The following is a 24,546-nucleotide window of genomic DNA, read 5'->3' as shown; positions in this document are numbered from 1 at the left end:
TCAGTACGGACGCCTATGATCAGTCCTTCTCGATTATCACGGCGACTATCGTGGGCATCATCGTACTGATGATTGCGCTGGCCATCATGCTGACCCGCAGTATCGTGCGGCCTTTGAGCGAAGCGGTGGCCGTTGCCGAGCGTGTGGCCTCGGGTGAGCTCAACCAGGTCATCACGGTGACGGGTAGCGACGAACCCGCGCTGTTGCTGCACGCCTTGTCCAGAATGAAAGACAGCTTGCGCGAGACGATTGCCGGCATCGCAGCCGCCTCCGACCAGCTCGCCTCGGCGTCCGAAGAGCTGTTCACGGTCACCGAAGACACCAGCCGCGGCCTGCATCAGCAAAGCGCCGAAATCGACCAAGCCGCCACGGCCGTGAACCAAATGACCGCAGCGGTTGAGGAAGTGGCCAGCAATGCCGTCAACACCGCCGATGCCTCCAAAGGTGCAGACCAGACCACCCGTGAGGGCCAGCAGCGGGTCAATGATGCGCTGCAATCCATTGGTCAGCTCGTCGGCGATGTCACGACCACTTCCCAGGAAATCGAACAGCTGGCCACCAGCGCCAACGAGATCAGCCGGGTACTGGATGTCATCGGCTCGATCGCAGGCCAGACCAACCTGCTTGCGCTCAACGCTGCCATCGAGGCTGCGCGCGCCGGTGAAGCCGGCCGTGGTTTTGCCGTGGTCGCCGACGAAGTCAGGGCGCTGGCGCACCGAACCCAGCAATCGACAGCCGAGATCGAAGGCATGATCACAGGCATTCAGTCGGGCACCGAGTCTGCAGTCGGGGCCATGCACGCCAGCAAAGGGCGGGCGTCAGGCACCCTGGAAATCGCCCAATCCGCAGGCCAGGCACTGAACACGATTGCCGAAGCCATTTCGTCCATCAACCAACGCAACCTGGTGATCGCCAGCGCCTCCGAAGAGCAGGCCCAGGTGGCCCGCGAAGTGGATCGAAACCTGGTGAACATCAGGGACCTGGCGATGCAGACCTCGGCCGGCGCGAACCAGACCAGCGCCGCCGCCCAGGAGTTGTCACGCCTGGCTGTGGACCTGAACGCGATGGTCGCCAAGTTCAAGGTCTAGGGCTGGATGACAGAGGGGCAGCGGCCTGTCGGGAAAGCTTGCACCGTGCCCCTGGGGCAAGGATTCGCGCCATTGTGTGACGCAAATACCGCTGCCCTGGAGCAAGACCGTCGTGGGTTTCTGTAAAAAAAGCGACGATTTGTGCCTTTTGGGCTGCTCACCGGGGCTGCATCGCATATCCTTGCACCACGCAATCAACCTTGAAGCAGTGAATTGAACGATGAGCTTTGAACAACTGGCAGCGCTACGGGATCGCCTGCGGGCTGAAAAAGAGCAGCAACAGGCAAGCGCCCCAGCGCCGGCCAAGCGCAAGCCCCCGCAGAAGACCAAGCCGCGTGAACTGGACCCGGCAGTGGCCGCCATCTGGCCGCTGCAGAAGCACTTCCCGTTGGCCTTCCCTGTCAACCCTGCGCCGAAAGTGCCGCTCAAGGAGGGCATCTTCAAGGATGCCGAGCAACACCTGGAGCTGCTGGGCATTACCCGTGAGCAACTGAAGCTGGGCATTTCCACCTGGTGCCGGGGCAACCGCTACTGGACCAGCATGGTGGAAAACGCCCCGCGCCTGGACCTTAACGGTGAGCCGGCAGGCGTGGTGACCGCCGCCCAGGCGATCCATGCCAAGCGCCAGGCGGCCCAGCAGCGTAATCAGGAACGCCGCAAGCGGGCGCAAGCCAAGGCACAGACCGCTGCGCCTGCAGCACAGGGCGAGGCTGCAGACGAGCCGGCAGTGGAACAGGCCGCTGAGTAAAGGCTTGGTCTGAGCAAGCGCCCATCGCCCGTTCGCCAAGCGCGCGGGTGATGGGCGCTGCGGGCTATCACATGGCCGCCGACTGGCCGAGTGTACAGCGCAACCTGGTCATCGCCTCAGAGCCTCCAATCCAGGCTGACCATCATCGTACGTGGCTCACCGTGGTACACGCCGTTGTAGAAGCCGACGTTGTTGTAGTAATGCTCGTCGAACAGGTTCTTGACGTTGACAGAAGCAGTCAGGTGCTCATCGATCCGGTAGCGCGCCATCAGTCCAACCACCGAAAATGCCTTCTGGCCGATCTCGTCCTTGGCCGTGATGATTCGATCACCGTCGCGCCCTACCGGTCGGTTCGCCAGCCTGAAATTGTCGCTCTGCCAGTCCAGGCTTGCCCCTACGGTCAATGCTGGTGTTAGGGCATAGGTGCTGGACAAGCGCACCAGGTTCAAGGGTTGTTCGGTGTTCTTTCGCTTTTTCTCGGCCGTGGCAGCATGCGTATAGCTGTAGCCCAGGCTCATCTGCCACCCGGTCATCACCTCGCCTGCGACTTCAGCCTCGAAACCTTCGACAACCACGCCTTTGCCACCGCTTTTGTAGAATACTTCGTTGCCATTGGGCGGCACTGAGTCGTCTTGTTCCGCCACGTTGTCCTGCTTGCTGCGAAACACTGCCGTGCTCAGGTTCAGGCGGTCAGCGAACAGGCTGCCCTTGAGCCCCACCTCATAAACCTTGCCTACGATGGGCTCCAGGTACTGCTTGTTGACGTCTCTCACGGTTTGCGGGTTGAAGATATCGGTGTAACTGACATAGGCGGTGAACTGGTCGGTCAGATCGAAGAGTACGCCGGCATAGGGCGTCCACTGATCATTCTGGACCTGCCTGGTAGTGGACTGATCGGTGACTTGCAGGGCATCACCGTAATCCCACTCCCGCCGTTGCGTCTGCCAACTGCCGTAGCGGCTGCCAATCACGATGTGCAGGCGATCCGTGGGGTTCAGACGTGTTGCAATATAGCCGGCCTTCTGACGAATACTGGAGCGCGAACTGTCCAGCCCGGTTTCGAGGTCATAGAACGTAGGGGTGGCCCCCATGTACTTCCAATCGGCAATCGTCTCGAAACCGTCGGGTACAGGCAGATCAAGGCGGTGGGGTTCACTGTCGCGCCGTCGCGACTCGCCGTAACCGATCATGAAATCATGGCTGCGGCCGAACAACTGGAAAGGGCCCGCGAGGTTGAAGTCCAGCGCGTCCATCTGCTCGGAGCCCCCGAAGTGCGAGTACCAGGCCTGCATGCCGCTACGGTCGGCTTCGGGGAAGCCATTGCCCCCATAGTAGACCTTTCCGTCGCTGTCGCTTTGCCGGTGGGTATACGCCACCTTCATGACCCAGTCGTTGGCCAGATACTGGTCGAGGGTGGCGAATACCGTCTGGTCTTTGAGTGGCCAGGAAGACCAGGGCGCACTGAGGTTGGTGGAACGGGGCAAGTTGGCTTTGCTGCCGTCGGCGTTCCAGAACGGTACCGTGCCCCAGGATGACCCTTGCACATGCTTGTTCTGATAGTCATACCCCACCGCCAGCACGGTGCTTGGGGTCAGGTCGGCTTCAAGCACGCCGTAGGCCACTTCACGCTGGGTGGCATACTTGTCCATGAAAGACTTGTTGTCGCGGTACGCCAGCACGGTGCGTCCGCGCAGACGGCCGTCCCAGCCCAGCGGGCCACCCACGTCCAGGTAGCTGTAGTAATTGTCGAAACTGCCACCACTTACACCACTCTTTACCGCCAACGCGTGCGTAGGGCGCTTGCGAACCATTGCGATGGTGCCCGAGGGATCGCCTGCACCTGTGGTCAAGCCTGTGGCCCCACGCACGACTTCGATTCGATCGTAGATGATGGTGTCGGAGTCGGACTTGAGCCCCGAGAACGTGTTGAGCATGCCATCGATCTGGAAGTTGTTGATGGCGTAACCACGCGAATAGTAGCTCGGTCGCTCCGAGTCATTGCGTTGCACCGTAACTCCCGTGACGTGAGCCATGGCCTCGGACAGGCTGTTGAGCTGGAAGTCGTCCAGCTGCTGGCGGGATATGACCGAGACCGATTGGGGTGTCTCCTTGATCGAGAGATTCAACCGGGTGGCTGCGCTCATGCTACCGGTGGTGTAGGAGCCACTGCGTTCAGTGACGCTGCCAAGGCCGGTAGCAATCACATCGGTTGAGCCCAGCTCCAGCACGGGGCCGTCTTGGCTTGCCTGGGTATCGGCAAAGGATGGCGGGCAGATTAAGCAAGCGTACAGGCCGAGGGTGAAGGTAGTGGGATGGGAAATGGACGGGGGCATTGCGAGCTTACTCCTTGCGCGTGAAAATCCGTGCGCGCAAATCTACATCATAATCATCCTCATATGATAATTAATCGCATAAACCGCTACAGCTGAGCGGGGTTGTACACCTGGTCGCTTTTAGCCGGCCAGGTGCACGTCTGAGGTGGCCGTTCGTCGTGCTCGCCTGATGGTGTCCGCTACAACCTCTAGAACAGCTTCATGGTATAGCTGAGCACCACGCGGTTTTCGTCGATATCTGTTCGGTAATTGGAGCGAGCCATCACATTGCGCACGCGCACGCCGAGCCCCTCCAGCGGCCCACTTTGCAATACGTAGGCCAGGTCCAGATCCCGCTCCCGATCACGCCCTTCAAAGCCCAGCCCGGTTTTGACCTCCCGGCCTTGTACGTAACGCAATGTCGAGGTCAGCCCGGGGATCCCCCATGCCGCAAAGTTGTAGTCATGCCGCACCTGCCAGGAACGCTCCCCAGGCGCCGAGAACTCGTAGGTCGGCAGGGTATTACCCATCGGGTTGGTGTTGGCGCCCACCTGGATGAAACCGTCCTCCCCGCCTATCTGCTGGTAGCCCACGTAAAACGTATGCCCGCCCGTTCTCGCCGAGAACAGGCTGAACAGCGCATGGTTGTCATAGTTGCCGGCAAGCTTGCGCCCATCCTCGCGGGCCTGGAAATAGCCGGCATTCACACCCAAGGTCCAGTCACCTAGGGGCTCGGCGTGCTTGAGGCTGTAGAATCGCTGCTGGTAGATGTCCTGCAGCTGCGCCTGCCATACCCCCACGCTGGAGCGGTTGTCGTTGAAGGCATAGTCGGCGCCCAGGTAATTGAAGCGGTCACTGGTAAAGCGGGCCAGCCGCGCGGGGTTGATGGGGTCGTTGACCAGCGCATACATTTTCTGACTGTTGGACGAGTCGCGCAGGCTGGTGGAGCGAAATTGGCCGGCACTGAGCGTCAGCCCAGCAAACTCATGTGACTCCAGCATTGCGCCCTGATAAGTCGGTGGCAGCAGGCGCAGGTCGCTGAACAGCAACACAGGCAGATTGGGCATTAATTCCCCCACCTTCAATTCGGTTTGGGAAACCTTGAACTTGAGCGCCGCGCCCACGCGGCTGTAATGGTCGGCGGACGTGCCGCTGTCAAGGCTTGGCAGTAGGCCTGAGCGTGCATGTTCGGGGCTGCTGTCGAGTTTGAAACCCAACAGGCCGGTCACATCGACCCCGGCACCAATGATGCCCTGGCTATAACCTGAGCTGGCGTTGAGGATGAAGCCCTGCGCCCACTCCTGAGTACGCGATTGGGTGCTTGCTCCCTTGATATCGGCGTAGTCGCGGCTGAAGAAATAATTGCGAGCCTGGAGGGTCGCACGGGCGCCTTCGATGAAACCGACCTCTTCAGCCGGTGCCTCGGTACACAGCGCGGCTGCGATGCAGCCGCCAGCCAGGCGTGCCTTCGGGAAAAAACGCGGTGCAGTGCAAGCGTGCATGGGGCGATTCCTGAAATTCGGGCAACAGCAATCCACCGGCGAGACAAACGCCCGCCGACGTGCAGATTGCATTGAGAATGGGTGGGCAGGCCGGCATCGGCCCGCCTGCCCTACCGGGCGTGAAGCGCTGGACCGCTAGCGGTTGACCAGCTTCGCTGGCAGGGCGATGACCAGGAAGCAACTCAGGAGCAAGCAGCCGGCGAACACCCACAGCGCCGCGTGGGAAGTACCGGTCCAGTCAGTGACCAGGCCCATCAGCGAGTTGCTGACCAGCCCGGCAATGTTGGCCACCGAACAGGCCAGGGCAAAACCGGTGGCGGCTGCCGTTCCTTTCAGGAAGGTCGCCGGCAGGCTGAAGAACACCGGCACCGCACCAATGATCGCGGCCGAGGCGACTGCGAACAGCAATACAGTCATGACCAGGTTCTGGCTGAACAAGGTGCTGCTGGCCATGGCGATGGCGCCGACGATGAATGGGACGATGATGTGCCAACGACGCTCACGGTGACGGTCGGAGCTGGCGCCGATCATCAGCATGCCGGCCAGTGCGGCGAGGCTCGGGATGGCAGTGAGCAAGCCGATGTGGAACGTGTCGCTCACCCCTGCATCGCGGATGAAGGTCGGCATCCAGAAGCCCATCGCGTAGGCGCTGAGCAGGATCGAGAAATCGATACCGCCAAGCATCCACACCTTGAGGTTGAAGAACCCGTCACGGAAACTGTGCTTGCTGTCCTTGCCCTCTGCATCGTCGGCGGCAAGGTCTGCTGCCAGCTGAGCCTTGTCTTGGCTCGACAACCACTTGGCCTGCTGGAAGTGATTGGGCAAGGCCCAGAAGGTCAGAATGCCGAGCAGCACGCTGGGGATCGCCTCCAGCAGGAACAGCCACTGCCAGCCATGCAGGCCGTGGACCTGATCGAAGTGCCCCATGATCCACCCCGAGATAGGCCCACCGATCACGCTCGACAGCGGCAGCCCGATCATGAACAGGGCGATGATGCGCCCGCGTCGGTAAGTGGGGTACCACATGGTCAGGTAGAACAGTACCCCTGGCAAAAACCCTGCTTCGGCCGCGCCGAGCAGAAACCGCAGGATGTAGAACTGGGTGGTGCTGCTGACGAACATGGTGCACGCCGACAACAGGCCCCAGGTGATCATGATGCGGGCGATCCACAGCTTGGCACCGACGCGCTGCAGAATCAGGTTGCTGGGCACTTCGAAAATGATGTAGCCGACGAAGAACAGCCCGGCACCCAGGCCATAGGCGGCGGTGCTGAACTGCAGATCTTCGAGCATCTGCAGTTTGGCGAAGCCGACGTTGATACGGTCCAGGTAGGCGGCAAGGTAGCAAAAGCACAGGAAGGGAATGAGCCTCCAGGTGATCTTGCTGTACAGCGCTTTGGTGCCCTGATCAATGTCGCTATGGACCGTGGTTGCATTCGCAATTGGCATTTCCTGTCTCCTGGCGGGCGACTTTGTGGTTGTTTTTAAGGCCAGCAGTTTTCGACGCACAAGGACCGTCGCACGCTACACGCGACAGGCCCAGGCCACGCCTGAAAAACCCCGAGTGCTCCTGCGGGGCGACCGCCCGGACAGCAGGCGGTCATGAACGTGCTTCCGGCACCGTTCCTTGATTGTTATTGGGTAGGCGCCTGCCGGTGTCAGCCGGTCAATTGCCTGAATTGCGCCATCGCTTCCTGGCGGGAAACCACATCGCCGTACTTACTGTCGATGTCGAACAGGTTGGCGTGGTGCGGGTCGTCATGGCGATCACCCACACATTCGCGCACCACGATGGTTCGAAAGCCATGCTGCATCGCATCTACCGCGCTGGCGCGGATGCACCCGCTGGTGGAGCAGCCGGCCAAGACCACGGTGTCCACTCCTTGGGCGTGCAGCAGCGGCGCCAGGCTGGTGCCGAAGAAAGCGCTGGCGTACTGCTTGCTCAGCACCACCTCCTCCGGCTGTGGGGTAACGGCCTCGCAGAACGCCGCCAAGGGGTTACCCTCGACCATGTCCTTCATCACCGGCGCCTTGCGCACCCATACCCCGCCATCGACAAAATGCGGGGGCTGGTAGCGGATGTTGGTATGCACCACCAGGATGCCGCAATCGCGGGCTAGCGCCAGCAGGTCCGCGGCCTGCGCCACTGCCGTGACGACGCCTGGGGCGTACAGCGCAGCCCCCGGCGTGGTATAGCCCTGCATGAAGTCGATCATCAGCAGCGCCGGTGCGCGACCAAAACCGATACGCTGCCCCCATACACCCTGATAGTTGTCCCGAGCACTTTGTGCCTCGCTCATGTCTACCTCCCGATTTCAATAGGCGCCCGACAGCAAGGCGCCGGCACCTGGCACCACCGCCTCAAGGTCCAGCGCCTTGAGCATGGCGTAGGTGGTAGCGATGGCAGCGGTGACCACAGGCTTGCCGGTCTGCGCCTCGACTTTGGCCACGGCCGGCAACGACTGCATCTGCACGCAGGCCGACAAGACCACCACATCCACCCCTTCAAGGTTCATGCCGGCGACGATACCGGGCAGGTTGGCGGGGTCGTGACGGGCCACGGCCAGGTTGTCGGGAATCTCCAGGGCACGCCAGTCTTGAACCTCGAAGCCTTCTTCGCGGATATAGTTCACCACAAGCTCGGTCAGCGGCTTCATGTACGGGGCGACGATGGCGATGCGCTTGGCCTTCATCACATGCAAGGCTTCGACCAGCGCTCCGGCACTGGTGATGACCGGCGCCAGTGCATCATTATCGGCAGTCGCCTGCCTGAGGCGCTGTTCGGATTGCCGGTGATAGCCCAGGCCCATGGCCATGATCGCCACCAGGCAGGCGTAGCCCAGTACATCGACCCTGGCATCGGACAGCTCCACCGCGCAGCGGTCGGACTCGGCATCCATGGCCGCCAGTTCTTCCTTTCTCACCTGCTTCATGCGCATGCGGCTGGAATGAAAGGTGAAGCGCTCCGGGCGGATGGCTTGGCGCGCGTTGAGCATCGCCGGTATCTCGGTTTCCATGGTGGTGTTGGAACTCGGCACGATCTGGCCGATGCGGTATAGCTTGGTCATGTCTCGTGCTCCTTCAGGCAAGGGATCGATCGAGGAAGAGGCCGAATGCAGCAAAGAAACCATCGAGGTCGTCCCAGGGAATCATGTGCCCAGCGTTGGCAACCTGTACGACCTGAATGTCAGGCTTGAGCTCACGGATTTCGGCGATGTCGCACGGCTCGATTACCCCGCCACGCCCAGCCACCATCAACAACGCCGGCTGGCGTACAGCGGGCAGGTACTGATGGATGTCTACCTCGTGGAAGTCATCGAAGGCCCGCACGATCGCAGGCTCGTAACAGGTGTGCAGCCACTCGGCCCTCAGCGCCAACTGCTCGTCGCTCCAGGTGGCGCAATAGGTGCGCATGTCCTCGCCACTCATACCCATGCTGGCCTGGCGAATGGAATCGACATACCAGGGCAGCTTGCTTGGGTAGGCGCGGCGCCCTGGCCCGGATACCGGCGGGTCGACCAGCACCAGCTTCTGCAAGCCTGGCGCGCCGTTGGCAGCGGCACGAATCGCGAACCGTGCGCCCATCGAGTGCCCAACCAAGTGATAACTGTCCAGCCCCAGCGCGGCGGCAAAGGCGGGAATGTCGGCGGCACAGGCATCGGTGCCGTAGTCCAGATCGGGGCCGCTTGATGACAAACCACGCCCGCGCACATCCAGCACGTAAGTATCGAAGTGCTGGCCAAGGCGCTCGGCGACGAACCCCCAGGTAATCGCCGGGCTGGTGATCCCTGGCACCACGATCAGCGCATGGCCCTTACCGCCATAGCGCAGGTAATGCTGGCGGATACCATTGGCGTTCACATGGCCGCCAGTCACGAAGGTAGTCATGCGGCCTCCCCGCTCTTGAGCGGCTGACCGTACAGGTCGTAGCCGTATACCCAGGCTGGATCCTCCTGCGTATAGAGCCAGGTGTTGGCGTTGGATACCGACTGCACCTGGGAGGCTCGCTCTTTACGGTTGGCCTCGTACAGGGCAAAGGCGGTGCGGTGGTCCGACAGACCGGTCTCCTGCAGGCAGCGCGTCAACATGGCCGCATCCTCGATGGCCATGCAGGCGCCCTGCGCCATGTGCGGTTTCATCGGATGACAGGCGTCACCGAGCATCACCAGCCGCCCACGGCTCCACAGCGGCAGCGGGTTGCGATTGCGCAGCGGCCACTTGGTGATCGATTCGGTGGCGTCGATCAGCTTCTGGACGGTGGGGTGATAGCCCTCGAAGGCAGCGCGCATTTCTTCCTGGCTGCTGTCCACGTAGGCGCCCTGGAAGTCCCACGCCTCGTGGGGCACACCGGTCACGAAGTAGTATTCGTCGCGCTTGGCCGTGGTGTAGTAGACCATCATGTGCCGGTCTTCGGACCACCACTTGACGCAGGGCTCGAATGCGTCGGCATGCTGCGCCAGGTTTACCCCACGGATCAGCGCACGGTGCGCCACCCAGCCGCTGTAGTTCGGCGCTTCGGCACCGAGCAATTCTTCGCGGATCTTGGAGTGGATGCCGTCGGCCCCTATGACGATGTCGGCGACCGTGTGGGTGCCATCGGCGAAGTCCAGACGCACCTGATCACCCTCATCGATGATCTTTTCCAGGCGTTTGCCGAAGTGCACGGTACCCGGCTTGATGGCATCGATCTGCAGCGCATGCAAGTCACCCCGGTGGATGGTGATGTAGGCCGCACCGTATTCGCGGCGAGCATGCTCACCCAGTGGGATGCGCGAGAGGTAATCGCCGCTCTGGCCGTCGCGGCTGAACCAGAAGTCCGGGTGCGAACCCATGAGTTCCAGCTTCTGCTCCAGCCCCATGCGCCGAAAGATCTTCATGACGTTGGGGCCGATGTGGATCCCGGCACCCAGGCGGGTGAACGCCGGGGCCTGTTCGTACACCTCGACATCGAAGCCGGCCTGCTGCAGCAACGTTGCTGCTGCCGCCCCACCCAAACCCGCGCCGACGATTGCGATTTTTTGGCTTCCCCGCATGGAGAGTCTCCTGTTGTTCTGATGTGTGGCAAGCGGCATGGCCGCGAGTCATTTACAGCGTATACACTTTAAATGGCTCTTAGGAATAGCCTTGCTAAAATATTTTCAAACAGGTGATCGAACGGCAACATGGCCGTTTGTTACCGCATAACTGGGAGATGAGTTGTTTGGTAACGTCTCAAAGATCACTTGCGTTGATCGAATGAATGCGCTCTCATCGCTCAGGTTATGGCGTACACACTGTTTCTTGTGCGCCAAGATAAAGCGCCAAGCACTGCGATGGTGCACCGCTTGATGCCGCCAGAGGCCACCCAGGAGAACCCACAATGCCGGTGAGCAATGCACAACTGACCCAGATGTTCGAGCACGTACTGAAGCTGTCCCGTGTGGACGACACCCAGAGCGTGGCCGTCCTCAAGAGCCATTACTCCGATCCGCGCACGGTCAACGCCGCGATGGAAGCGGCGCAGCGACTAGGGGCGAAGGTCTACGCCGTGGAACTGCCGGCGTTCAATCACCCGACCGCCATGGGCCGGGACATGACCGCCTACTGCGGGGACACGGCACTTACCGGCAATCTGGCGGCGCAGCGCGCACTGGAAGCCGCCGACCTGATCGTCGACACGATGATGCTTCTGCACTCCCCCGAGCAGGAGCAGATTCTCAAGACCGGCACCCGCATTCTGCTGGCGGTGGAACCAGCCGAAGTGCTGGCGCGCATGCTGCCCAACGAGGACGACAAGCGCCGGGTACTGGCTGCCGAAACCCTGCTCAAGCAGGCGCGCAGCATGCAGGTGCGGTCCAAGGCTGGCAGCGACTTCCATGCCCCGCTCGGCCAGTACCCGGCAGTCACCGAGTACGGCTACGCCGACGAGCCGGGGCGCTGGGACCACTGGCCCAGTGGATTTCTGTTCACCTGGCCAAACGAGGACAGCGCCGAGGGCACGCTGGTCCTGGATGTAGGCGACATCATCCTGCCGTTCAAGAACTATTGCCGCGAGCGCATCACGCTCGAAATCGAAAAGGGCTTCATCACCGGCATTCATGGCGGTTTCGAGGCCGAGTACCTGCGCGACTACCTCAAGTACTTCAACGACCCTGAGGTTTACGGCATCTCGCACATCGGCTGGGGCTTGCAACCGCGCGCCCAGTGGACTGCCATGGGCTTGCACGACCGCAACGACGGGATGTGCATGGATGCCCGCGCGTTTTACGGCAACTTCCTGTTCTCCACAGGCCCGAATACCGAAGTGGGCGGCAAGCGCAAGACCCCTTGCCACCTGGACATCCCGCTGCGCAACTGCGATATCTACCTGGACGATCAGGCCGTGGTCATGGCCGGGGACGTGGTCGCGCCCCAGCAGTCGCTGGCGCGATAACGGTTATACTGGCCGGGCGCTCCGCTATTGGCGGCCGGCCAGCTCCTTTCCACCAGCCCAAAGCCTCTCATGCCGAACACGACTCCCCCCAGCAGCGCCCCACACGACACCGCCCCCTACGACGTTACTGAACAGGTGGGTCACTTGCTGCGCAAGGCTTACCAGCGGCACACGGCGATCTTCCAGCAGCAGGCTTGCGACCCACAGTTGACCTCCATTCAATTCGTCACCCTGTGCGCCCTGCGCGATCATGGCCCCAGCTCTCAGGCCGAGTTGATCAAGGCAACGGCCGTGGACCAGGCGACCATCCGCGGGATCGTCGAGCGTCTGAAAGCACGTGAACTGGTGCAGCTCTCGCCAGACCCGGGAGACCGGCGCAAGGTGATCGTCACGCTCACCGACAGCGGCGCGGCCTTGCTCGATGCGATGATTCCCTGCGCCCGGCAGATCAGTGAACTGAGCATGGGCAGCCTCAATGCCGCTGAGCGCGTCGCCATCTTGTACCTGCTGCGCAAGATGATCGACAGCGACGACGGCGCGGCCTGAGCCGCACCACTGCTGGACACCCCTTCGCGCGCCCTGCCTGAGCCACCGATTCGGTGAGCTCATTTTTCATGCCCTGCTCATCCGAATGCCTGGCCTGCTTCTTGCTCGCTCATTTCATGTAGTGAGTACTTACCGAAATGCACGCACCCTGTGGGTGCTTCGGTAGCGCAAGTCACCTCCAGAGATGAGCCCACCATGCAAACAACCCTCTCCGTGCGGGTCAACGGCCAGTCGTTCGAAGTCGACGCCCTGCCTGAAACGCCCTTGCTGCTGATCCTGCGCAACGACCTGTGCCTGAACGGCCCCAAGTACGGCTGCGGCCTGGGTGAGTGCGGGGCATGTACGGTGATCATCGACGGGGTGGCCGCCCGCTCCTGCATCATCCCCCTGGCCGGAGCCGTCGGCCGGGAGATCACCACCCTTGAAGGGCTGGGCTGCAAGCGTGCGCTGCACCCTGTGCAGCAGGCGTTCATCGACGAGCAGGCAGCCCAATGCGGCTATTGCATGAACGGCATGATCATGACCGCCACGGCCCTGCTCGATCGAATCCCCCAGCCGAGCGACGAACAGATTCGCAACGAACTGTCCGGCAACCTGTGCCGCTGCGGCACTCACGTCGAAATCCTGCGCGCCGTGCGCCGCGCCGCCGACACCCGGAGAAAAGCATGAACCACTCGCAACAGGTGCCCAGCCGTGACCAACTGCTGGCTAAGACTGGGGTGCTGCTGATCGTCGATCAGATCACACCGCCTTCCGGCCCGGTGGCCAAGGGTGTGACGCCCGAGCCCCGGGAGCGCGAACTGGCGCTGTTCATCGCCGTCTGTGACGACGGCAGGGTCTATGCCTTCAATGGTCACGTTGACCTGGGTACCGGTATCCGCACCTCGCTGGCGCAGATCGTCGCCGAAGAGTTGAACCTGCGCATGGACCAGGTGCACATGGTGCTGGGCGACACCGAGCGGGCGCCCAACCAAGGCGCGACCATCGCCAGCGCCACCCTGCAGATTTCAGCCGTGCCGTTGCGCAAGGCTGCGGCGACTGCGCGCCGTCATTTGCTGCAACGGGCGGCACTGCGCCTTGGGTGCGAACCCGAGTCGCTGCGCATCGAAGAAGGCACGGTCCTCACCGACGACGGCACTGCACTGAGTTATGCCGAACTGGTAAAAGGGGAAAACCAGCAACTGCACATTGCCGAGGATGCGCCGCTCAAGCCCATCGAAGACTACACCTTGGTCGGGCGCAGCACTGCCCGCGTGGACATTCCCGGCAAGGCCACGGGTGAACTGACCTACGTTCACGACATGCGCCTGCCCGACATGCTGCACGGGCGAGTGATCCGTCCGCCCTATGCTGGCCATGACAGCGGCGACTTCGTTGGCAACAGCCTGCTGGCCGTCGATGAGTCATCCATCGCCCACGTACCCGGCGTCGTGGCCGTGGTCGTGATCCGCGATTTCGTCGGCGTGGTTGCCGAGCGCGAGGAGCAGGCCATTCGTGCCGCGCAAGACCTGAAAATCAGCTGGAAGCCCTTTACCGGCAAGCTGCCCGACCTGAGCGATGTGGCCCAGGCCATCCGCGACAACCCGAGGGTCCAGCGCACGGTGCTGGACCAGGGCGATGTCGATGCAGGCCTTGCCAATGCCAGCCAGCGCCTGAGCCGTACCTATCTATGGCCGTATCAGCTGCATGCTTCGATTGGCCCATCATGCGCGCTGGCCGACTACACGCCTGGGCAGATCCGCGTGTGGTCTGGCACCCAAAACCCACACCTGCTGCGCGCTGATCTGGCCTGGCTGCTGGCCTGCGGCGAGGAGCGCATCGAAATCATCCGCATGGAGGCTGCCGGTTGCTACGGCCGTAACTGCGCCGACGATGTCTGCGCCGACGCCGTGCTGCTGTCGCGTGCTGTGCTACGCCCCGTGCGGGTACAGCTGACCCGCGAGCAGGAACACGCCTGGGAACCCAAAGGCACTGCACAATTGATGGAGATCGACGGCGGCCTGAACGAAGATGGCAGCGTGGCTGCCTATGACTTCCAGACCAGCTATCCGTCCAACGGCGCGCCGACCCTGGCCCTGCTGCTCACTGGCGCGGTGGAGCCGGTACCGGCCTTGTTCGAAATGGGCGACCGCACGTCGATTCCACCGTATGACTACGAACACATGCGCGTGACCATCAACGACATGACGCCGTTGGTGCGCGCTTCGTGGATGCGCGGTGTGTCGGCCATGCCCAACAGCTTTGCCCACGAATCGTACATCGATGAGCTGGCGTTCGCAGCGGGTGTCGATCCGGTGGAATATCGGCTCAAGCACTTGTCCGACCCGCGTGCCATCGACCTGGTCAAGGCCACCGCCGCCCGCGCCGACTGGCAGCCGCATACCCAGCCCATGCAGAGCCAGGGCGAAGGTGACGTACTGCGCGGGCGCGGCTTTGCCTATGCGCGCTACATCCACAGTAAATTCCCAGGCTTTGGCGCCGCATGGGCGGCGTGGGTGGCTGACGTGGCCGTTGACCGGCGTACCGGTGAAGTCGCCGTCACCCGCGTGGTGATCGGGCATGACGCCGGGATGATGGTCAACCCCGAGGGCGTGCGCCACCAGATCCACGGCAATGTCATTCAGTCCACCAGCCGCGTACTCAAGGAGCAAGTCAGCTTCGAAGCGTCGACCGTGGCCAGCAAGGAATGGGGCGGCTACCCGATCCTGACCTTCCCCGAGCTGCCTGCCATCGACGTGATGATGCTGCCGCGTCAGCACGAAGCACCGATGGGCAGCGGCGAATCCGCTTCGGTACCCAGCGCCGCTGCCATTGCCAACGCCATCTTCGATGCCACCGGCATCCGCTTTCGCGAGCTGCCGATCACGGCCGAACGGGTGCGCGCCGCCCTTGGCGCCAATGACCAGGGGCCTGGGCCCTCGGCCCCGGCGCAGCCTGCAAGCAAACGCTCAAAGTGGTGGTTCGGCGGCCTGGCTGGGGTGTTGGGCGCAGCCCTGGGCATGCTTGCCACCGCCCTGCCCTGGCGCAGTGAAATCGCACCGGTCACCCCGCCCGGTGCTGGCAGCTGGAGCGCCGCGATGCTCGAACGCGGGCGCCAGGTGGCAGCGGCCGGCGACTGCGCCGTGTGCCATACCGTCAGCGGCGGCAAGGTCAATGCCGGCGGGTTGGCCATGCACACGCCCTTCGGCACGCTCCACACCACCAACATCACGCCCGATCCGGAAACCGGCATTGGCCGCTGGTCATTCGCCGCCTTCGAACGGGCCATGCGCGAAGGCATCAGCCGTGACGGCCGTCACCTGTACCCCGCGTTTCCCTACACCTCGTTCCGCGTCATCAACGACGCCGACATGCAAGCGCTGTATGCCTACCTGATGTCGCAGACCCCGGTACGCCAGCAAGCGCCCGCTAACCAGATGCGCTTCCCGTTCAACCAGCGACCGCTGATGGCTGGCTGGAACGCCCTGTTTCTGCAGCGCGGTGAATATCAGGCCGACCCGCAGCGCAGCGATCAGTGGAACCGCGGCGCCTACCTTGTCGACGGTCTCGGTCACTGCACGGCGTGCCATTCGCCGCGCAACCTGATGGGCGCCGAGAAAGCTGGCAGCAGCTACCTGGCCGGCGGGATGGTCGATGGCTGGGAAGCACCGGCCCTCAATGCGTTGGGTAAATCATCCACCCCGTGGACCGAAGACGAGTTGTTCAACTACCTGAGTACCGGATTTTCTGACAAACACGGTGTGGCGGCCGGCCCCATGGGCCCGGTGGTCAGCGAGCTGGCGACGCTGCCGGAAAGCGACGTGCGTGCCATCGCCCACTACCTCGGCTCACTCGATGGCGAACCTCAGTCGCAGGCGACCAAGGCCCCGCAGCCGGCTGAAACGCACGTGTCATTGAGCAATGGCGAACGCGTGTTCAAAGGCGCCTGCATGGCCTGCCACAGCGATGGACAGGGGCCGAAACTGTTCGGCGTCAGCCCGTCGATGGCGGTGAACAGCAACATTCACAGCGACCTGCCAGACAATCTGCTGCGGGTGATACTGCATGGCATTCCTACCCCCGCCACCCGTGACCTGGGCTACATGCCAGGCTTCAAGGACAGCTTGTCGGACCGACAGGTAGCCGATCTTGCGGCGTACCTGCGCCAGCGTTTTGCAGGTGACAAGCCCGCCTGGCAAGGGCTCGCCGCCACGGCCGCGCAGGTTCGCGCCAACCCAGGCAGCCATTGAGGTCAGCGGCGCAGACCGCGCAGGACAAGGTCACTGATGAACGCCAACCAGTCGGCCTTGGCCTTGGGGTCTGCCAGGTCCACGGCCAAGAACGAACTGAGCGTATGGCGGTTGGAGTTATAGAAATAGCAGAGCGAAGCAATCATCAGGTAGGCGTGGGTGATGTCGATGTCGTCGCGAAACAGGCCTTTCGCCTGGCCCGCGTCGATGATCGGCCGCAGCACGCCAACCGCTTCGCCCGACAAGGCCTTGAGGTTTTGCGACTTGCGCGCATGCTCGCCTTGGTGAAGGTTCTCAGTGGCCAGCAGGGTGACGAATTCGGGGTGTTGCACGTAATAATCCCAAATGAATGCCACCAGCGCACGCACCGCCTGTTCAGGGTTGGCCAAGTCCAGCTGCAGCCCGGCTTCGGCCTGGTTGAAGCTGGCATAGATGTGCTCCAGCACACTGATGAACAGCTTTTCCTTATTGCCGAAGTAGTAGTAGATCATTCGGTCGTTGGATTTCGCCAGGCTGGAAATCTGCTCGACGCGCCCACCGGCGAAGCCTTCCCTGCTGAAGACCTGTACGGCAGCCTTGAGGATGTTGTCCCGGGTGCGGTCGGCCTGTTGGGCACGGATACCGGTTTTGCGCGTTTGCATGGAGGTCCCTGTGGAGGTGACGAGGGGAGTCACACTGCCATATTAGATGGGTATTGCGTAGCCTTTGGGCGAGAGGATCGGTGCGAGCGAGGGAGGTGTGACTCAAGTACTGCGATTGGCAACGACGGACACGAGCAGGGCTTGGGCAAAAGGCGGAAATCGTTCGGACACAAAAAAGCCCTGAATTGTCAGGGCTTTTTTGTAGAGAGTAGTGGCGGAAGCGTAGAGATTCGAACTCTAGGATAGTTGCCCATCGACGGTTTTCAAGACCGTTGCCTTAAACCACTCGGCCACGCTTCCAGCTGCTTTGCGGCCGCCATAATACCGGAATGAAACACGCTGTCAAACTCTCTGTGTCGCGGGTTGCAGGAGCTCTGGTAGACTCCTACCATCTTCGACGTTTCATATCACAGGTTCACCAAGGAGTGTCGCCATGCGCGAACAGGATTATGCCGTACACCACGGCCAGCAGGTCGAGCAGCAGGAGATCAGCAAGGTCCTGCGCAACACGTACAGCCTGCTGGCACTTACCCTCGCTTTCAGCGGCCTGATGGCCTTCATCTCACAGCAGATGCGGTTCGCGTACCCGAACGTGTTCGTCGTGCTGATCGGTTTCTATGGCCTGTTCTTCCTCACCGCCAAGCTGCGCGACTCGGTATGGGGCCTGGTCTCCACCTTCGCCCTCACCGGTTTCATGGGCTTCATTCTCGGCCCTATCCTCAACCGCTACCTGGGCATGAGCGGCGGCGCTGAAGTCGTCAGTTCGGCCTTCGCCATGACGGCGCTGGTGTTCGGTGGCCTGTCGGCCTATGTGCTGATCACCCGCAAGGACATGAGCTTCCTCAGCGGCTTCATCACCGCAGGCTTCTTCGTCCTGCTGGGTGCGGTCGTGGCCAGCTTCTTCTTCCAGATCAGCGGCCTGCAACTGGCCATCAGCGCCGGCTTCGTGCTGTTCTCGTCGGTGTGCATCCTGTTCCAGACCAGCGCCATCATCCACGGTGGTGAACGCAACTACATCATGGCGACCATCAGCTTGTACGTTTCGATCTACAACCTGTTCATCAGCCTGCTGCAGCTGTTCGGCATCATGGGTCGTGACGACTGATACAACGACGTGTGTGAAGAAGCCCGCCTACGCGGGCTTTTTTGTCCCTGCCGTTTCTACCGAACATGCACAGTCGCAAAGCGGTGGCTGCGCTCAGACTTATTGACTTAAAAGTCAGGTAAAGAAGGCGATGATCGTCGAACAGGCGGCTAACCGGCATTCCCCTACCGCATTCCCCATTCTGCCCGTAGAATGCGCTCCTTTTTTATAGACGGGCAGCGCTGCGCAATGAGCTCACAGGAACACAGCCCAGGTGCGACAGCGCCTGACAACGAACTGGTACTGGGTCTGGAAGACAAGCCGCGGCTGCTCATCGGCTTGCTGGCAGCGCTGCAACACCTGCTGGCAATCATTGTGCCCATCGTCACCCCTGGCCTGCTGATCTGCCAGGCGTTGGGTGTCTCTGCCCGTGATACCAACCTGATCGTGTCCATGTCCCTGGTCATCTCCGGCATCGCCACCTTCATCCAGTGCAAACGCTTCGGCCCCTTCGGCGCCGGCCTACTGATCGTGCAAGGCACCAGCTTCAACTTCGTCGGCCCGCTGATTGCCGGCGGGGCCTTGATGGTCAAGCAAGGCACGCCTGTAGAAGGCGTCATGGCCGCCATCTTCGGCGTGGTGATTGCAGGCTCTTTCGTCGAGATGGGCGTCTCGCGCATCTTGCCTTTCGTCAAACGGCTGATCACCCCGCTGGTGACCGGTATTGTTGTGCTGATGATTGGCCTGACCCTGATCAAGGTCGGCCTGATCAGCATGGGCGGTGGTTTTGGCGCCAGGGCCAACGGGACCTTTGCCAACGGCGAGAACCTGCTGCTGTCAGGCGTGGTGTTGGCAATCATCGTCATCCTCAACCGCATACCAGTGGTCTGGCTGCGCAGTTGCGCCATCGTCATCGCACTGGCAGCGGGCTATGCCCTGGCCGGCTACCTGGGCCGCCTGGACTTTACCGGCATGCATGAGGCCGCGCTCTTCCAAGTGCCGACACCTTTGCACTTTGGCCTCGGTTTTTCCTGGGCACTGTTCATCCCGATGCTGGTGATCTACCTGGTGACCTCTCTGGAGGCCATCGGTGATGTGACGGCCACCAGCAAGGTCTCGCGCCAGCCCGTGGAAGGTCCAGTGTGGATGCAACGGATCAAAGGCGGCGTGCTGGTCAACGGCGCCAACTCACTGCTGGCTGGCGTGTTCAACACGTTCCCAAGCTCGATCTTCGCCCAGAACAACGGCGTCATTCAGCTGACGGGTATCGCCAGCCGTCACATCGGTGTATGGATTGCGGCGATGTTGATACTGCTCGGCTTGTTCCCCAGCGTTGCCGGGGTGATCCAGGCGGTTCCGGAGCCTGTGCTGGGCGGCGCGGCCATGGTCATGTTCGATGCCGTGGCAGCTTCGGGTATCAATATCCTGGCCAGCACCCGCCTCGATCGCCGCGCCCTGTTGATCATCGCCGTATCGCTGGCCTTGGGCCTGGGCGTGGCACAGGTACCCGAGTTCCTCGCCCATATGCCAGCGGCGATTCGCAATGTGATGGAGTCGGGGGTTGCCACCGGAGGCATCTGTGCTTTGGTCCTGAACTGGTTCTTGCCCGAGGGCAAGGAGAAGGCCTGACGACCACAGGCCTGCAGCAGCCAGGCCTTTTTGTTTATCATGGCGCGATTCCATAGCACGAGTTCGCCATGAAATTCGCTATCGCGGTGTTTTCCCCCGCACAGGCGCCCGCTTCCCGCCGGGCGCTGCGCTTTGCCGAGGCAGCGTTGGCTGCCGGGCACGGCATCACCCGCTTGTTCTTCTACCAGGACGGTGTGCACAGTGCTTCATCCAATGTGGTAGCCCCTCAGGACGAACAGGACATCGCGCAGCAATGGCGCACGTTCCTACAGGCCAACCAGCTGGATGCGGTGGTGTGCATCGCCGCTGCCCTGCGCCGTGGCGTATTGGACGAACGCGAAGCCAGCCGCTATCAGCGCCCTGCCGTGAACCTGCAGCAACCCTATGAACTGTCCGGGCTCGGTCAGCTGCATGAAGCCGCGCAAACGGCCGACCGGCTGATCTGCTTTGGAGGCGATTGAATGGCCAAGTCCATGTTGATCATCAGTCGCCAGGCGCCCTGGAGCGGGCTGTCTGCTCGCGAAGCGCTGGATATCGTCCTGGCCGGCGGCGCCTTCGATCTGCCGCTGGGCATGTTGTTTCTGGACGATGGCGTGTTCCAGCTCGTCTGCGACCAGCACCCCACCGCCCTCGAGCAAAAAAACCTGGCGGCGAACCTGCAGGCATTGCCCATGTTCGGCGTGGACGCGCTGTACGCCTGTGGCCACAGCCTGGCACGGCGCGGCATGGCCCACGCAAGCCTTGGCCTGCCGGTAGAGGTACTCGACGATGCGCAGCTTGCGGCATTGATCGCACAGTTCGACCAAGTGGTGACGCTCTGATGACAACCCTGCATGTAATAGCCCACTCCCCGTTTGGTGACGAACGCCTTCACAGCTGCCTGCGCTTGCTGGGCAGCGAAGACGCCGTACTGCTGTGTGGCGATGCGGTCTACGCCCTGCTCTCGGGCAGCGAGCCTTTGCGTCTGCTGGAGCAGGCCGAGTTGGTCGGTCGCCTCTATGCCCTGGAAGAAGACATGCAAGCCAGGGCCATTTCTTCCTCGCTGGCAACGACGGTCGACTACCCAGGCTTCGTTGCGCTGTCCCTGCACCATGACAAGGTCAACAGCTGGTTATGAACACGCTCGATATCGAAGGCAAGGCCATTGCCCTGGACAAGGACGGCTTTCTGGTCAACCTTGAGGACTGGTCACCGGCCACCGCGCAAGGCTTGGCCACCCGCGAAGGCATCGCCCTGACGCCTGACCACTGGGAAATCCTGTCATTGCTGCGCACGTTCTACCAGGAGTACCAGCTCTCGCCCGCCACGCGCCCGCTGATCAAATACGCAGCGCTCAAGCTGGGCCCGGAAAAGGGCAACAGCGCCCATCTGAATCGCCTGTTCAATGGCACTCCCGCCAAACTTGCCGCCAAGCTGGCGGGCCTGCCCAAGCCGACCAATTGCATATGACCAGCCCTCGCCCACTGACCCTGGAAACCCCCGCTGAACACCCCTTCGCCGAGTACGTACGCATCCTTGGCAAAGGCAAGCGTGGCGCGCGCGGCCTGACACGCGAAGAAGCCCGCGCCGCCATGGCTTTGCTGCTGGAAGGTAAAGTCGAAGACGCGCAGCTGGGCGCCTTCCTCATGCTGCTAAGGCACAAGGAAGAAAGCGCAGAAGAGCTTGCCGGCTTCACCGAAGCGCTGCGCGCGCACCTGCAAGCGCCTGCCATTGCAGTGGACATCGACTGGCCGAGCTATGCCGGCAAGAAGCGCCATTTGCCGTGGTACCTGTTGGCAGCCAAGTGTCTGGCCGGCAATGGGGTGCGTATCCTGATGCACGGTGGCGGCGCGCACACCGCGGGCCGCCTGTACAGCGAGCAACTGCTCGCGCTGTTGCACATTCCCCTGTGCCGCGATTGGCAGGCTGTCAGTGAAGCCCTGGACCATCACCACCTGGCCTTTTTCCCACTGCAGGACTGGGCGCCTCAACTTCAGCGCATGATCGACCTGCGTAACACCTTGGGCCTGCGCTCGCCGATCCATTCCCTCGCACGGGTGCTGAACCCGCTCGGCGCACGCTGTGGCCTGCAGAGCATCTTCCACCCGGGTTACCAGGCCGTACACCGCGAGGCCAGTCGGTTGTTGGGCGATCATGCGGTAGTGATCAAAGGTGACGGTGGCGAAATCGAGATCAACCCGGATGTCATCAGCCATCTCTACGGCACCACTGACGGTAAGGCCTGGGACGAAGAATGGCCTGCGCTGAGCGAGCGTCGGCACGTCAAGCCGGCATCGCTTGAGCCCGAGCACATGCTGGCCTTCTGGCGTGGTGAAGTTGAAGACAGCTATGCCCAAAAAGCGGTGCTGGCCACAATGGCGCTGGCGCTTCGCGGGTTGGGGCAAGACCGCGAGCAGGCGTTTGCCCACGCGCAAGGGTGGTGGGCTGATCGCGATCGATCGATTTAACCGATCATACCGCCCCACTCTTTGCGCTATTGGTTCGAACGTCTTTCTCTAGACTGAGCTCCAACGACAAATCGCTTTTGTTAAGGAGCTCATCATGGGCCTGTTGGTCGACGGTCGCTGGCATGACCAGTGGTATGAAAACGGCAAGGACGGCGCGTTCAAGCGTGAAGACTCGCAGCGGCGCAACCCGCTGCCTGCCGCCGAGTCAGGTCGTTACCACCTGTACGTTTCGCTGGCCTGCCCCTGGGCGCATCGCACCCTGATCATGCGCGCGCTCAAAGGCCTTGAGCCGCTGATCGACGTCTCGGTGGTCAGCTGGCTGATGCAAGGTGACGGCTGGACCTTCGACCGCCAGAACGGCTCATCCGGCGATCACCTCGATGGGCTCAAGTACCTGCACCAGCGCTACACCCAGGACGATCCCCATTACACTGGCCGCGTGACGGTGCCGGTGCTGTGGGACAAGCACGAAAACCGCATCGTCAATAACGAGTCGGCGCAGATCGTGCGGATGTTCAACCATGACTTCAATTCGCTGACCGGCAACCTGCTCGACTTCTACCCGCAGCCGTTGCGAGCGGACATCGACGCCTTGAACGAACGCATTTACCCGGCGATCAACAACGGCGTCTACCGCGCCGGCTTCGCGACGACACAGCAGGCCTACGAAGCGGCCTTCGACGAGGTGTTCAGCGAGTGGGATCACCTCGAAGACGTGCTCAGCCGACATCGCTACCTGGCAGGCGAGTACCTCACCGAGGCCGACGTACGCCTGTTCACCACGGCGGTACGCTTCGATGCCGTTTACCACGGCCATTTCAAGTGCAACCTGCGCCGTCTGAGCGACTACCCCAACCTGACCCACTGGCTGCGGGAGTTGTACCAATGGCCAGGGGTAGCAGACACGGTAAACATGCAGCACATCCAGAACCACTACTACCTCAGCCACACCACCATCAACCCCAACGGGATCGTGCCAAAGGGGCCGCTGTTGGACTTCAGCCTGCCCCACGATCGCGCTCGCTTGCCCGGGAAGGGTATATGGGGTGGGAGCTGAATCAGCCTGTGCCCTGGCCAGATGGCATCAGTCGCGCATGAACCCGCCATCGACGTCCATGATCTCGCCGGTCACGAACCCGGCCTCCCGCGAGGCCAGGAAGCATACGGCGGCGGCGATGTCGCGCGGCGTGCCGGCGCGGCCAAGCGGCATCTGTGCGAGCACTTCGGCCCTGGCCTGAGGCGCTAGCGCGCTGGTCATCTCGGTGTCGGTCAGCGCCGGCGACACGGCATTGACGGTGATGGCATAGGGGCCGGCTTCTCGCGCCAGCCCTTTGGTCAACGCGATCACCGCGCCCTTGGCTGCCGCGTAGCAGCTATTGCCCAGCAAGCCCCCCCCACGCTTGCCTGCCACCGACGCGATATTGATGATGCGCCCACTCTGGCGCGCCATCATGCCCGGCAGCACGGCCTTGGCGCAGAAAAACACGCTGTTCAGGTCAATGGCCATTACCCGGTTCCATTCCGCAGTGGTGACCTCCAGCAAGGGGCCGGTCGAAACGATCCCTGCGTTGTTCACCAGGATGTCGACCCCTCCCAACATAGCTTGCACCTGGCCCACCATAGCCTGCACCTGGGCCTCATCGGCAACATCCGCTCCCACCCCAACAGCCTCGATCCCGACTTCTCGCAACCGAGCCGCAGCCGCCTCGGCCGCCTCGGCATCCAAATCGCACACCCCTACTCGTGCACCGGCCTGGCCCAGTGCCATGGCGATCGCATGGCCAATGCCACGGGCAGCGCCCGTTACCAGGGCCGTGCGGCCGGTCAGGGTGAAATTGAGTGCAGCATGCACAACGGGAGTGCTCATGATCGTCATCCATCGAAAGTGGCCGCAGCCAGGCGCGCCTG

General features: G+C 62.2%; 22 protein-coding genes, 1 tRNA gene and 1 pseudogene. 14 read left to right on the top strand and 10 right to left on the bottom strand.

The features are described 5' to 3' along the window. Window positions 1-86 precede the first annotated feature (86 nt). Both B2Y33_RS23225 and B2Y33_RS08705 read left to right on the top strand, forming a co-directional pair. Window positions 87-1,088: pseudogene (locus B2Y33_RS23225) on the top strand (methyl-accepting chemotaxis protein); the annotation flags it as partial. Window positions 1,089-1,308: 220 nt separating this feature from the next. Then, window positions 1,309-1,836 carry a ProQ/FinO family protein gene (locus tag B2Y33_RS08705; protein ID WP_027916150.1) on the top strand — a complete coding sequence of 176 codons (528 nt, stop codon included), beginning with the start codon at window positions 1,309-1,311 and terminating at the stop codon, window positions 1,834-1,836. Between the two features lie 116 nt (window positions 1,837-1,952). Here the strand turns inward: B2Y33_RS08705 and B2Y33_RS08700 are convergent, their stop codons facing one another. From B2Y33_RS08700 to nicC, 7 genes are all read right to left on the bottom strand, one after another. Beyond that, window positions 1,953-4,169 carry a TonB-dependent siderophore receptor gene (locus B2Y33_RS08700; protein ID WP_206405396.1) on the bottom strand — a complete coding sequence of 739 codons (2,217 nt, stop codon included), beginning with the start codon at window positions 4,167-4,169 and terminating at the stop codon, window positions 1,953-1,955. Between the two features lie 188 nt (window positions 4,170-4,357). Further along, the gene (locus tag B2Y33_RS08695) at window positions 4,358-5,650 is read right to left on the bottom strand and encodes an OprD family porin (RefSeq protein WP_206405397.1); all 1,293 of its coding nucleotides are present in this window, start codon (window positions 5,648-5,650) and stop codon (window positions 4,358-4,360) included. Window positions 5,651-5,785: 135 nt separating this feature from the next. After that, window positions 5,786-7,099, bottom strand: a complete 1,314-nt coding sequence (locus B2Y33_RS08690) for an MFS transporter (protein WP_206405398.1) — start codon at window positions 7,097-7,099, stop codon at window positions 5,786-5,788. A gap of 209 nt (window positions 7,100-7,308) precedes the next feature. After that, a complete protein-coding gene (locus B2Y33_RS08685) occupies window positions 7,309-7,950 on the bottom strand; it encodes an N-carbamoylsarcosine amidohydrolase (RefSeq protein ID WP_206405399.1) in 642 nt (213 codons plus the stop codon). 15 nt (window positions 7,951-7,965) lie between these two features. Beyond that, entirely contained in the window at window positions 7,966-8,718 is a 753-nt protein-coding gene (locus B2Y33_RS08680; protein WP_028686517.1) for a maleate cis-trans isomerase family protein, read from the bottom strand. Between the two features lie 13 nt (window positions 8,719-8,731). Further along, entirely contained in the window at window positions 8,732-9,538 is an 807-nt protein-coding gene (gene nicD / locus B2Y33_RS08675) for an N-formylmaleamate deformylase (RefSeq protein WP_196109969.1), read from the bottom strand. Next, window positions 9,535-10,683 carry a 6-hydroxynicotinate 3-monooxygenase gene (nicC, locus tag B2Y33_RS08670; protein ID WP_027916157.1) on the bottom strand — a complete coding sequence of 383 codons (1,149 nt, stop codon included), beginning with the start codon at window positions 10,681-10,683 and terminating at the stop codon, window positions 9,535-9,537. The genes nicD and nicC overlap by 4 nt, the downstream gene beginning before the upstream one ends. Window positions 10,684-11,009: 326 nt before the next feature. On the opposite strand from nicC, the gene B2Y33_RS08665 reads away from it, so the two are divergent. From B2Y33_RS08665 to B2Y33_RS08650, 4 genes are all read left to right on the top strand, one after another. Next, window positions 11,010-12,062, top strand: a complete 1,053-nt coding sequence (locus tag B2Y33_RS08665) for a 2,5-dihydroxypyridine 5,6-dioxygenase (RefSeq protein WP_206405400.1) — start codon at window positions 11,010-11,012, stop codon at window positions 12,060-12,062. Window positions 12,063-12,131: 69 nt separating this feature from the next. Further along, on the top strand, window positions 12,132-12,608 hold the full coding sequence (locus tag B2Y33_RS08660) for a MarR family winged helix-turn-helix transcriptional regulator (protein WP_028686519.1): 477 nt from the start codon (window positions 12,132-12,134) through the stop codon (window positions 12,606-12,608). A gap of 195 nt (window positions 12,609-12,803) precedes the next feature. Further along, entirely contained in the window at window positions 12,804-13,277 is a 474-nt protein-coding gene (locus B2Y33_RS08655; RefSeq protein WP_206405401.1) for a (2Fe-2S)-binding protein, read from the top strand. Continuing rightward, the gene (locus B2Y33_RS08650) at window positions 13,274-16,837 is read left to right on the top strand and encodes a molybdopterin cofactor-binding domain-containing protein (protein WP_145279816.1); all 3,564 of its coding nucleotides are present in this window, start codon (window positions 13,274-13,276) and stop codon (window positions 16,835-16,837) included. Before B2Y33_RS08655 ends, B2Y33_RS08650 begins: the two co-directional genes overlap by 4 nt. A 2-nt stretch (window positions 16,838-16,839) precedes the next feature. Here B2Y33_RS08650 and B2Y33_RS08645 read toward each other — a convergent pair whose 3' ends face one another. Both B2Y33_RS08645 and B2Y33_RS08640 read right to left on the bottom strand, forming a co-directional pair. Then, entirely contained in the window at window positions 16,840-17,478 is a 639-nt protein-coding gene (locus tag B2Y33_RS08645) for a TetR family transcriptional regulator (protein WP_027916162.1), read from the bottom strand. Window positions 17,479-17,690: 212 nt separating this feature from the next. Beyond that, window positions 17,691-17,778 (bottom strand) — tRNA-Ser (locus tag B2Y33_RS08640). Window positions 17,779-17,911: 133 nt separating this feature from the next. Here B2Y33_RS08640 and B2Y33_RS08635 point away from each other — a divergent pair. The 8 genes from B2Y33_RS08635 (at window position 17,912) to B2Y33_RS08600 (ending at window position 23,695) form a co-directional block, all read left to right on the top strand. Further along, entirely contained in the window at window positions 17,912-18,583 is a 672-nt protein-coding gene (locus B2Y33_RS08635) for a Bax inhibitor-1/YccA family protein (RefSeq protein WP_023534840.1), read from the top strand. A gap of 228 nt (window positions 18,584-18,811) precedes the next feature. Continuing rightward, on the top strand, window positions 18,812-20,191 hold the full coding sequence (locus B2Y33_RS08630) for a nucleobase:cation symporter-2 family protein (RefSeq protein WP_288632842.1): 1,380 nt from the start codon (window positions 18,812-18,814) through the stop codon (window positions 20,189-20,191). A gap of 68 nt (window positions 20,192-20,259) precedes the next feature. Continuing rightward, entirely contained in the window at window positions 20,260-20,652 is a 393-nt protein-coding gene (gene tusD / locus B2Y33_RS08625; protein WP_027916164.1) for a sulfurtransferase complex subunit TusD, read from the top strand. Next, the gene (gene tusC / locus B2Y33_RS08620; RefSeq protein WP_206405403.1) at window positions 20,653-21,012 is read left to right on the top strand and encodes a sulfurtransferase complex subunit TusC; all 360 of its coding nucleotides are present in this window, start codon (window positions 20,653-20,655) and stop codon (window positions 21,010-21,012) included. Next, a complete protein-coding gene (tusB, locus tag B2Y33_RS08615) occupies window positions 21,012-21,308 on the top strand; it encodes a sulfurtransferase complex subunit TusB (RefSeq protein WP_027916166.1) in 297 nt (98 codons plus the stop codon). Before tusC ends, tusB begins: the two co-directional genes overlap by 1 nt. Continuing rightward, a complete protein-coding gene (locus B2Y33_RS08610) occupies window positions 21,305-21,640 on the top strand; it encodes a TusE/DsrC/DsvC family sulfur relay protein (protein WP_023534859.1) in 336 nt (111 codons plus the stop codon). Before tusB ends, B2Y33_RS08610 begins: the two co-directional genes overlap by 4 nt. Further along, complete coding sequence (locus B2Y33_RS08605; protein ID WP_049695773.1) at window positions 21,637-22,638, top strand: glycosyl transferase family protein; 1,002 nt, start codon at window positions 21,637-21,639, stop codon at window positions 22,636-22,638. The genes B2Y33_RS08610 and B2Y33_RS08605 overlap by 4 nt, the downstream gene beginning before the upstream one ends. A gap of 94 nt (window positions 22,639-22,732) precedes the next feature. Further along, window positions 22,733-23,695, top strand: a complete 963-nt coding sequence (locus tag B2Y33_RS08600) for a glutathione S-transferase family protein (protein ID WP_049695772.1) — start codon at window positions 22,733-22,735, stop codon at window positions 23,693-23,695. Between the two features lie 27 nt (window positions 23,696-23,722). Here the strand turns inward: B2Y33_RS08600 and B2Y33_RS08595 are convergent, their stop codons facing one another. After that, window positions 23,723-24,505 carry an SDR family NAD(P)-dependent oxidoreductase gene (locus tag B2Y33_RS08595; RefSeq protein ID WP_033695162.1) on the bottom strand — a complete coding sequence of 261 codons (783 nt, stop codon included), beginning with the start codon at window positions 24,503-24,505 and terminating at the stop codon, window positions 23,723-23,725. Window positions 24,506-24,546 lie beyond the last annotated feature (41 nt).

Origin of the sequence: Pseudomonas sp. UBA5666 (genome assembly GCF_002420785.1) — a bacterium.
GTDB classification, from domain to species: domain Bacteria; phylum Pseudomonadota; class Gammaproteobacteria; order Pseudomonadales; family Pseudomonadaceae; genus Aquipseudomonas; species Aquipseudomonas fulva.
This window is presented reverse-complemented; position numbering and strand designations above follow the sequence as displayed.

What these genes read in the sequence shown, in the direction of transcription:
- B2Y33_RS08705 (WP_027916150.1), top strand. Translation starts at nt 1,309, where the DNA reads ATGAGCTTTGAACAACTGGCAGCGCTACGGGATCGCCTGCGGGCTGAA.
- B2Y33_RS08700 (WP_206405396.1), bottom strand. Translation starts at nt 4,169, where the DNA reads ATGCCCCCGTCCATTTCCCATCCCACTACCTTCACCCTCGGCCTGTAC.
- B2Y33_RS08695 (WP_206405397.1), bottom strand. Translation starts at nt 5,650, where the DNA reads ATGCACGCTTGCACTGCACCGCGTTTTTTCCCGAAGGCACGCCTGGCT.
- B2Y33_RS08690 (WP_206405398.1), bottom strand. Translation starts at nt 7,099, where the DNA reads ATGCCAATTGCGAATGCAACCACGGTCCATAGCGACATTGATCAGGGC.
- B2Y33_RS08685 (WP_206405399.1), bottom strand. Translation starts at nt 7,950, where the DNA reads ATGAGCGAGGCACAAAGTGCTCGGGACAACTATCAGGGTGTATGGGGG.
- B2Y33_RS08680 (WP_028686517.1), bottom strand. Translation starts at nt 8,718, where the DNA reads ATGACCAAGCTATACCGCATCGGCCAGATCGTGCCGAGTTCCAACACC.
- nicD (WP_196109969.1), bottom strand. Translation starts at nt 9,538, where the DNA reads ATGACTACCTTCGTGACTGGCGGCCATGTGAACGCCAATGGTATCCGC.
- nicC (WP_027916157.1), bottom strand. Translation starts at nt 10,683, where the DNA reads ATGCGGGGAAGCCAAAAAATCGCAATCGTCGGCGCGGGTTTGGGTGGG.
- B2Y33_RS08665 (WP_206405400.1), top strand. Translation starts at nt 11,010, where the DNA reads ATGCCGGTGAGCAATGCACAACTGACCCAGATGTTCGAGCACGTACTG.
- B2Y33_RS08660 (WP_028686519.1), top strand. Translation starts at nt 12,132, where the DNA reads ATGCCGAACACGACTCCCCCCAGCAGCGCCCCACACGACACCGCCCCC.
- B2Y33_RS08655 (WP_206405401.1), top strand. Translation starts at nt 12,804, where the DNA reads ATGCAAACAACCCTCTCCGTGCGGGTCAACGGCCAGTCGTTCGAAGTC.
- B2Y33_RS08650 (WP_145279816.1), top strand. Translation starts at nt 13,274, where the DNA reads ATGAACCACTCGCAACAGGTGCCCAGCCGTGACCAACTGCTGGCTAAG.
- B2Y33_RS08645 (WP_027916162.1), bottom strand. Translation starts at nt 17,478, where the DNA reads ATGCAAACGCGCAAAACCGGTATCCGTGCCCAACAGGCCGACCGCACC.
- B2Y33_RS08635 (WP_023534840.1), top strand. Translation starts at nt 17,912, where the DNA reads ATGCGCGAACAGGATTATGCCGTACACCACGGCCAGCAGGTCGAGCAG.
- B2Y33_RS08630 (WP_288632842.1), top strand. Translation starts at nt 18,812, where the DNA reads ATGAGCTCACAGGAACACAGCCCAGGTGCGACAGCGCCTGACAACGAA.
- tusD (WP_027916164.1), top strand. Translation starts at nt 20,260, where the DNA reads ATGAAATTCGCTATCGCGGTGTTTTCCCCCGCACAGGCGCCCGCTTCC.
- tusC (WP_206405403.1), top strand. Translation starts at nt 20,653, where the DNA reads ATGGCCAAGTCCATGTTGATCATCAGTCGCCAGGCGCCCTGGAGCGGG.
- tusB (WP_027916166.1), top strand. Translation starts at nt 21,012, where the DNA reads ATGACAACCCTGCATGTAATAGCCCACTCCCCGTTTGGTGACGAACGC.
- B2Y33_RS08610 (WP_023534859.1), top strand. Translation starts at nt 21,305, where the DNA reads ATGAACACGCTCGATATCGAAGGCAAGGCCATTGCCCTGGACAAGGAC.
- B2Y33_RS08605 (WP_049695773.1), top strand. Translation starts at nt 21,637, where the DNA reads ATGACCAGCCCTCGCCCACTGACCCTGGAAACCCCCGCTGAACACCCC.
- B2Y33_RS08600 (WP_049695772.1), top strand. Translation starts at nt 22,733, where the DNA reads ATGGGCCTGTTGGTCGACGGTCGCTGGCATGACCAGTGGTATGAAAAC.
- B2Y33_RS08595 (WP_033695162.1), bottom strand. Translation starts at nt 24,505, where the DNA reads ATGAGCACTCCCGTTGTGCATGCTGCACTCAATTTCACCCTGACCGGC.